At 65.0% G+C, this 5861-nt stretch carries 6 protein-coding genes and 1 pseudogene; 5 read left to right on the top strand and 2 right to left on the bottom strand.

Annotated features, from left to right (window positions below; genetic code table 11):
- Positions 1-157: pseudogene (locus EOA36_RS38415) on the bottom strand (TlpA family protein disulfide reductase); the annotation flags it as partial.
- A gap of 37 nt (positions 158-194) precedes the next feature.
- Here EOA36_RS38415 and argH point away from each other — a divergent pair.
- The 3 genes from argH (at position 195) to lysA (ending at position 3237) form a co-directional block, all read left to right on the top strand.
- A complete protein-coding gene (gene argH, locus EOA36_RS25000) occupies positions 195-1595 on the top strand; it encodes an argininosuccinate lyase (RefSeq protein ID WP_127279849.1) in 1401 nt (466 codons plus the stop codon).
- A gap of 139 nt (positions 1596-1734) precedes the next feature.
- Positions 1735-1941: a lipoprotein gene (locus EOA36_RS25005; RefSeq protein WP_015315543.1), complete on the top strand. Its 207-nt coding sequence runs from the start codon at positions 1735-1737 to the stop codon at positions 1939-1941.
- A 27-nt stretch (positions 1942-1968) separates the two neighbouring features.
- Complete coding sequence (gene lysA / locus EOA36_RS25010) at positions 1969-3237, top strand: diaminopimelate decarboxylase (RefSeq protein ID WP_127279850.1); 1269 nt, start codon at positions 1969-1971, stop codon at positions 3235-3237.
- 20 nt (positions 3238-3257) lie between these two features.
- Here lysA and EOA36_RS25015 read toward each other — a convergent pair whose 3' ends face one another.
- Positions 3258-3560, bottom strand: coding sequence for a metalloregulator ArsR/SmtB family transcription factor (locus tag EOA36_RS25015; RefSeq protein WP_127279851.1), 303 nt, complete (start codon positions 3558-3560; stop codon positions 3258-3260).
- A 50-nt stretch (positions 3561-3610) separates the two neighbouring features.
- Between EOA36_RS25015 and EOA36_RS25020 the strand changes: the two genes are divergently transcribed.
- Both EOA36_RS25020 and EOA36_RS25025 read left to right on the top strand, forming a co-directional pair.
- Positions 3611-4552 carry a threonine/serine dehydratase gene (locus tag EOA36_RS25020; RefSeq protein WP_127279852.1) on the top strand — a complete coding sequence of 314 codons (942 nt, stop codon included), beginning with the start codon at positions 3611-3613 and terminating at the stop codon, positions 4550-4552.
- A 212-nt stretch (positions 4553-4764) separates the two neighbouring features.
- On the top strand, positions 4765-5861 hold a 1097-nt coding region (locus EOA36_RS25025; RefSeq protein WP_127279853.1), incomplete at its 3' end, for a DUF4175 family protein.

Consider the following 5861-nt stretch of genomic DNA (forward strand, 5'->3'; position numbering starts at 1 on the left):
CGTCGTCCTTGCTGTCGCCGGCGGCCACCTGCGCCGGTGCGTTGTTGCCAGACCGGCTCTCGCTGACATATACCGCGACCGCGCCGGCCAGCGCTCCCGCCACCAGGGCGGCGAGGATCAGGCGCGGGGCCGGGAAAAATCTGTTTCCGTCTGCCATTTTCTCAAAACTGCTCCGAAGCACGGGTTTTATAGCGATGAGCGACAAGAAGACCAGCAACCAGATGTGGGGCGGACGATTTGCCTCGGGTCCGGCCGCGATCATGGAAGCCATCAACGCGTCGATCTCGTTCGACCGCAAACTCTACGCGCAGGATATTCGCGGTTCGATCGCCCATAGCGAGATGCTGGCGCAGACGGGCATTATTTCGGCTGCCGATCAAGAAAAAATCGCTCACGGCCTGAACACGATCCTAAAAGAGATCGAAGCTGGCACGTTCGAGTTCTCGACCAGGCTGGAAGACATCCACATGAATGTCGAGGCCCGGCTCGCCGACCTGATCGGCTCGGCGGCCGGCCGGTTGCATACCGCCCGCTCGCGCAACGACCAGGTGGCGGTCGATCTGAGGCTCTGGGTCAAGGACGAGTGTTTTCGCGTCGCCGAGGCGTTGAAGGGGTTGATCGGGGCGCTGCTGGAACGGGCCGGGGAACATGCGGCGACCGTGATGCCGGGCTTTACCCATATGCAGGCAGCACAGCCGGTGACCTTCGGCCACCATTGCATGGCCTATGTCGAGATGTTTTCGCGCGACCTGTCGCGCGTGCGCGACGCCATCGAACGGATGGACGAGAGCCCGCTCGGCGCCGCCGCCCTTGCCGGCACCAGCTTCCCGATCGACCGCCACCAGACCGCCAGGGCGCTCGGTTTCCGCGAGCCGATGCGCAATTCGCTGGACAGCGTCTCCGACCGCGATTTCGCGCTGGAGTTCCTCGCCATGGCCGCGATCTGCGCCACCCATCTGTCGCGGCTGGCGGAAGAGATCATCATCTGGTCGACGCCGCAATTCGGCTTCATCAGGCTGTCGGATAGCTTTTCCACCGGCTCCTCGATCATGCCGCAGAAGAAGAACCCCGACGCCGCCGAACTGGTGCGCGGCAAGACCGGCCGCGTCAACGGCCATCTGGTCGGCCTGCTGACGGTGATGAAGGGCATGCCTTTGACCTATGGCAAGGACATGCAGGAAGACAAGGAATCGGTCTTCGACGCCGCCGAGACGCTCGACCTGATGCTGGCGGCGATGACCGGCATGGTCTCAGACATGACGGTCAATGCGGCCGCTATGAAGAAGGCAGCCGGCTCCGGCCACGCCACCGCCACCGACCTCGCCGACTGGCTGGTGCGCACCTTGGGCCTGCCGTTCCGCGAAGCCCATCATGTCACCGGACGCGCAGTGGCACTGGCCGAAGACAAGAAGGTGAGCCTGGAGAAGCTTGCGCTGGAGGATCTGCAATCGATCAACCCGGGCATCACTTCCGATATATTCTCGGTGCTGGCGGTGCAGAACTCGGTCAAGAGCCGCACCAGCTTCGGCGGCACCGCGCCGTCGGAAGTGAGGAAGCAGATCCGCGCCTGGAAAAAGCGTATCGCCAAGGCGTGATCCCGGATATTGCGATCAGCAATATCCCGATGTTGCGACCAGAAATATCCCGATGTTGCGATCGGCAATATCCGGGGTGCAATACGTTGAGAACTCGGCTAAAAGCGGCGGCTGGCAAACGTTTCGGACGGATGGATCGATGACCGGAAGCAGGATTTTGGTAACGCTGACGCTGCTTGCGGCGCTTGCCTCCGTGACCGCCTGCGGCCGCAAGGCCGGCCTCGATACGCCGTACGAGGCGGCTGTCCAGGCGCGCAAGGATGCCGAGAAGGCCCACCAGCCCGTGCCGCCGGAACCGGAAAAACCGGTCGTGGACAAGAAGTTCATCCTCGACCCGCTGATCTAGCACCCGCCAACTTCCGGAACCACTCTCGTGAACCATTTCGACTACCGCGACGGCGTGCTGCATGCCGAGGACGTGGCAATCCCTGATATCGCCGCACAGGTCGGCACGCCGTTCTACTGTTATTCGACGGCGACCCTGACCAGGCACTACCGTGTCTTCGTCAAGGCCTTTGCCGGGCTCGACGCGCTGGTCTGCTACGCCATGAAGGCCAATTCCAACCAGGCCGTGCTGCGGACCCTGGCCAAGCTCGGCGCCGGCGCCGACGTGGTCTCGGAAGGCGAATTGCGCCGGGCACTGGCCGCCGGCGTCCCGGCCAGCAAGATCCTGTTTTCCGGTGTCGGCAAGACGGCGCGTGAAATGGACTTTGCGCTCGAAGCCGGCATCCTTTGCTTCAACGTCGAATCCGAGCCGGAGCTCGAACTCCTGTCGGCCCGCGCCTCGGCTCTCGGCAAGGTGGCGCCGGTGTCGCTGCGCATCAATCCCGATGTCGACGCCAGGACCCACAAGAAGATCTCAACCGGCAAGGCCGAGAACAAGTTCGGCATTCCGTGGCAGCGGGCGCGCCAGGTCTATGCCCGCGCGGCAACGCTTCCCGGCATCAAGATCACCGGCATCGATACCCATATCGGCAGCCAGATCACCGAACTGCAGCCTTTCGACGACGCCTTCGCTTTGCTGGTCGACCTGGTCGGCGCGCTGCGCGCCGACGGACATGCGATAGAGCATGTCGATCTCGGCGGCGGCCTCGGCATTCCCTATCGCGTCGACAACAACCCTCCCCCCTTGCCCGACGCCTATGCCCAGGTCGTCCGCAAGCATGTCACCAAGTTGGGCATGAAGGTGATGTTCGAGCCGGGCCGGCTGATCGTTGGCAATGCCGGCATCCTGGTCTCGGAAGTGATTTTCGTGAAGGAAGGCGCCGCCAAGAACTTCCTCGTCGTCGACGCCGCCATGAATGACCTGATCAGGCCGACGCTCTACGATGCTTTTCACGAGATCAGGCCGGCCGTGCAGCCGCCGGCCGACACGCCGCGCATGATGGTCGATGTGGTCGGCCAGGTCTGCGAGACCGGTGACTATCTCGGCCTCGACCGCGACCTGCCGAGGCTGAAGGCGGGCGATCTCGTCGCGGTTTCCACCGCCGGCGCCTATGGCGCGGTCCAGGCCGGCACCTACAACACTCGCTTGCTGGTGCCCGAGGTGCTGGTCGACGGCGACCGTTTCCACGTCGTGCGCCCGCGCCTGACCTATGACGCGCTGATAGGGCTGGATTCGGTGCCGGACTGGCTTGCATAGAAGCCGTCCTGGCCGCGACGCTATAGCCGGTTCTGGATGAGCGCCCTTGTGTCGGCGATCCTGTCCTCGTCGCGGCGGTAGAAGGTCCATTGCTTGATGCGCTTGGTTCTGAGCAGGCCGGCCTGGGTAAGCACTCGCATATGCTCGGAAAGCGTCGCCTGCGTGATGCCGAGCTTCTCGGCGATCAGCAGCGCGCAGACGCCGTCCTCGACCAGATCGCCATCCGCCTGTGCCCGGAAATGCGCACGCGGATCCTTGAGCCAGTCGAGAATCTGCAGCCTGCGTTCGTTGGCGATCGCCTTGAAGACATCAACCTCTTGCATTTAGCCATTTTGCCAAGTTACTAATTACTGTCAATCCCGAGGAGATTTTGATGTCGCAGGGCAACACCGTCACACGCGAACGCATTGCCGCGATGGAACCGCGTATCCGCCCTTATGTCAGGCACACGCCGGTGCTGCGCATCGACATGGCCGACTTCGACCGGCCGCCACTGGCGGTCGACCTCAAGCTCGAATGCCTGCAGCATTCCGGCTCGTTCAAGGCGCGCGGCGCCTTCACCAACCTTCTGGAGCGGCCGGTTCCCGACGCCGGCGTCGTTGCCGCGTCGGGCGGCAACCATGGCGCCGCTGTCGCCTACGCCGCCATGCGGCTTGGGCACAAGGCGACCATCTTCGTTCCCGAAGTGAGCCCGCAGGCCAAGCTGGACCGCATTCGCGGCTATGGCGCCGACCTCGTCGTCGGCGGTGCCCGCTATGCCGAAGCGCTGGCCGCCAGCGAACGTTTCGCCGAGGAAACCGGCGCCCTGCAGATCCACGCCTTCAACCAGGAGGAAACGTTGATCGGCCAGGGCACACTCGGGCTTGAGATCGAAAGCGATCTGCCTGAGATCGACACGCTGCTGGTCGCCGTCGGCGGCGGCGGCCTGATCGGCGGTATCGCCGCCTGGTATGCCGGCCGCATCCGCATCGTCGCCGTCGAGCCCGAGGGCGCGCCGACGCTTCACCGCGCCTTCGAGGCCGGCCGTCCGGTCGACGCGCCGGCCGAAGGCATCGCCGCCGATTCGCTGGCGCCAAAGCGCGTCGGCGAAATGATGTTCCCGATCGCCGAAGCCTTCGTGGAACGCTCCATCCTGGTCAGCGATGACGACATCATCGCCGCCCAGAAAGCGCTCTGGAACCGCGTGCGCATCATCTCGGAACCAGGTGGGGCCGCCGCCTTCGCCGCGATCCTGTCCGGCCGCTACGCGCCGACGCCGGGCGAACGGGTGGCCGTGCTGGTCTGTGGCGCCAACGCAAACCCCGCCAATTTCTGATCGCAACCAATTCGGCCGGCTTCACGTTTTCTCAAACCGCCTCGCCTTTGCCGTGTTTGCTGGTATTCTTCGAGTCGTGAGGCTTGGGCTATCCTGCCCCGCCCGATGGCATGGTCCCGAAAACTCGAATCCGGTTTTCGGAACAGATCATGCTCAAGGAAATAGAGCCCCTTCCCGGGCCTTCGGGATGGAACCGGCTCTGGGAAGGGCCGATGACGCAACGACCCATCTTCAGCAACGACCGCGGCCTGGCCGGACGCCTTGCCTTGAGCCGGCTGGCGACGCGGATCGCGATGACGGTCGAGCGTGGCTGGCCGCTGCTGCTCCCGCTCATCATTGTCGTCGCTCTCTTCCTCAGCGCCTCCTGGTTCGGCATTTTCCCCAGGCTGCCCGATGTGGTGCGCATCGGCCTTGTCGCCCTGTTCGGCCTGGCAGGATTGGCCGCGCTCTACCCGCTGCGCTTTTTCCGCATGCCTGGCGCCGCCGAGGTCGATCGCCGCATCGAGGCCGCCAACAAACTGCTGCACAGCCCCGTACAGGTGCAGAGCGACCGGCCCAGCGGCCAGGAAAGCAGCTTTTCGCAGGCGCTCTGGCGCGAGCACCAGAAGCGCATGGCTGGAAAGCTCGACAGTCTCGGCGCCGACCTGCCACGCACGCGCGTGCCGGAGCGCGACCCCTGGGGACTTCGCGCCGTGGCGGCGCTGCTGCTCGTCACCGCCTTTGCCTTCTCCTTCGGGCCGACCGGCGGCAGGATAGCAGACGGTTTCAGCGCACATGGCACGCTCGACGCCGTGCCGCCGCGCATCGACGCCTGGGTGACGCCGCCGGCCTATACCGGCAAGCCGCCGATCTTCCTGACCGCCGACGCCAACCAGGCGACGCCAACTTTCCACGTCCCCGAGGGTAGCGACGTCTCCTTGCGCGTCACCGGAGGCTCGGGCGAGGAAACGCTTGCCTATGCTGACCAGGACGGCAACGCCCGCGCCATCGACCCGGCCAGCCCGCAAGCCGCCGCCACGGCCAAACCGGCCGCAAGCCCGGCACCGTCCAAGGTGCGCCAATTCACCGGCAAGCTGACTGGCGATGGCATGCTGACGCTGAAATCGGGCGACGACCAGCTTGGCCGCTGGGCCTTCGCCGTGATCCCTGACAAGCCGCCGCAGATCCGCTTCGTCGGCGAGCCCAAGCGCGCCGCCAACGGCGCCTTCGAGCTCAACTACCAGATCGACGATGACTATGGCGCCGCCACCGCCAAGGCGGTCTTCGCGCTGGCCGATCCGCAGGCGCCAGGTGCGCATCCGCTCTATGG

It is taken from the genome of Mesorhizobium sp. M8A.F.Ca.ET.021.01.1.1 (assembly GCF_003998025.1).
Lineage (GTDB): Bacteria > Pseudomonadota > Alphaproteobacteria > Rhizobiales > Rhizobiaceae > Mesorhizobium.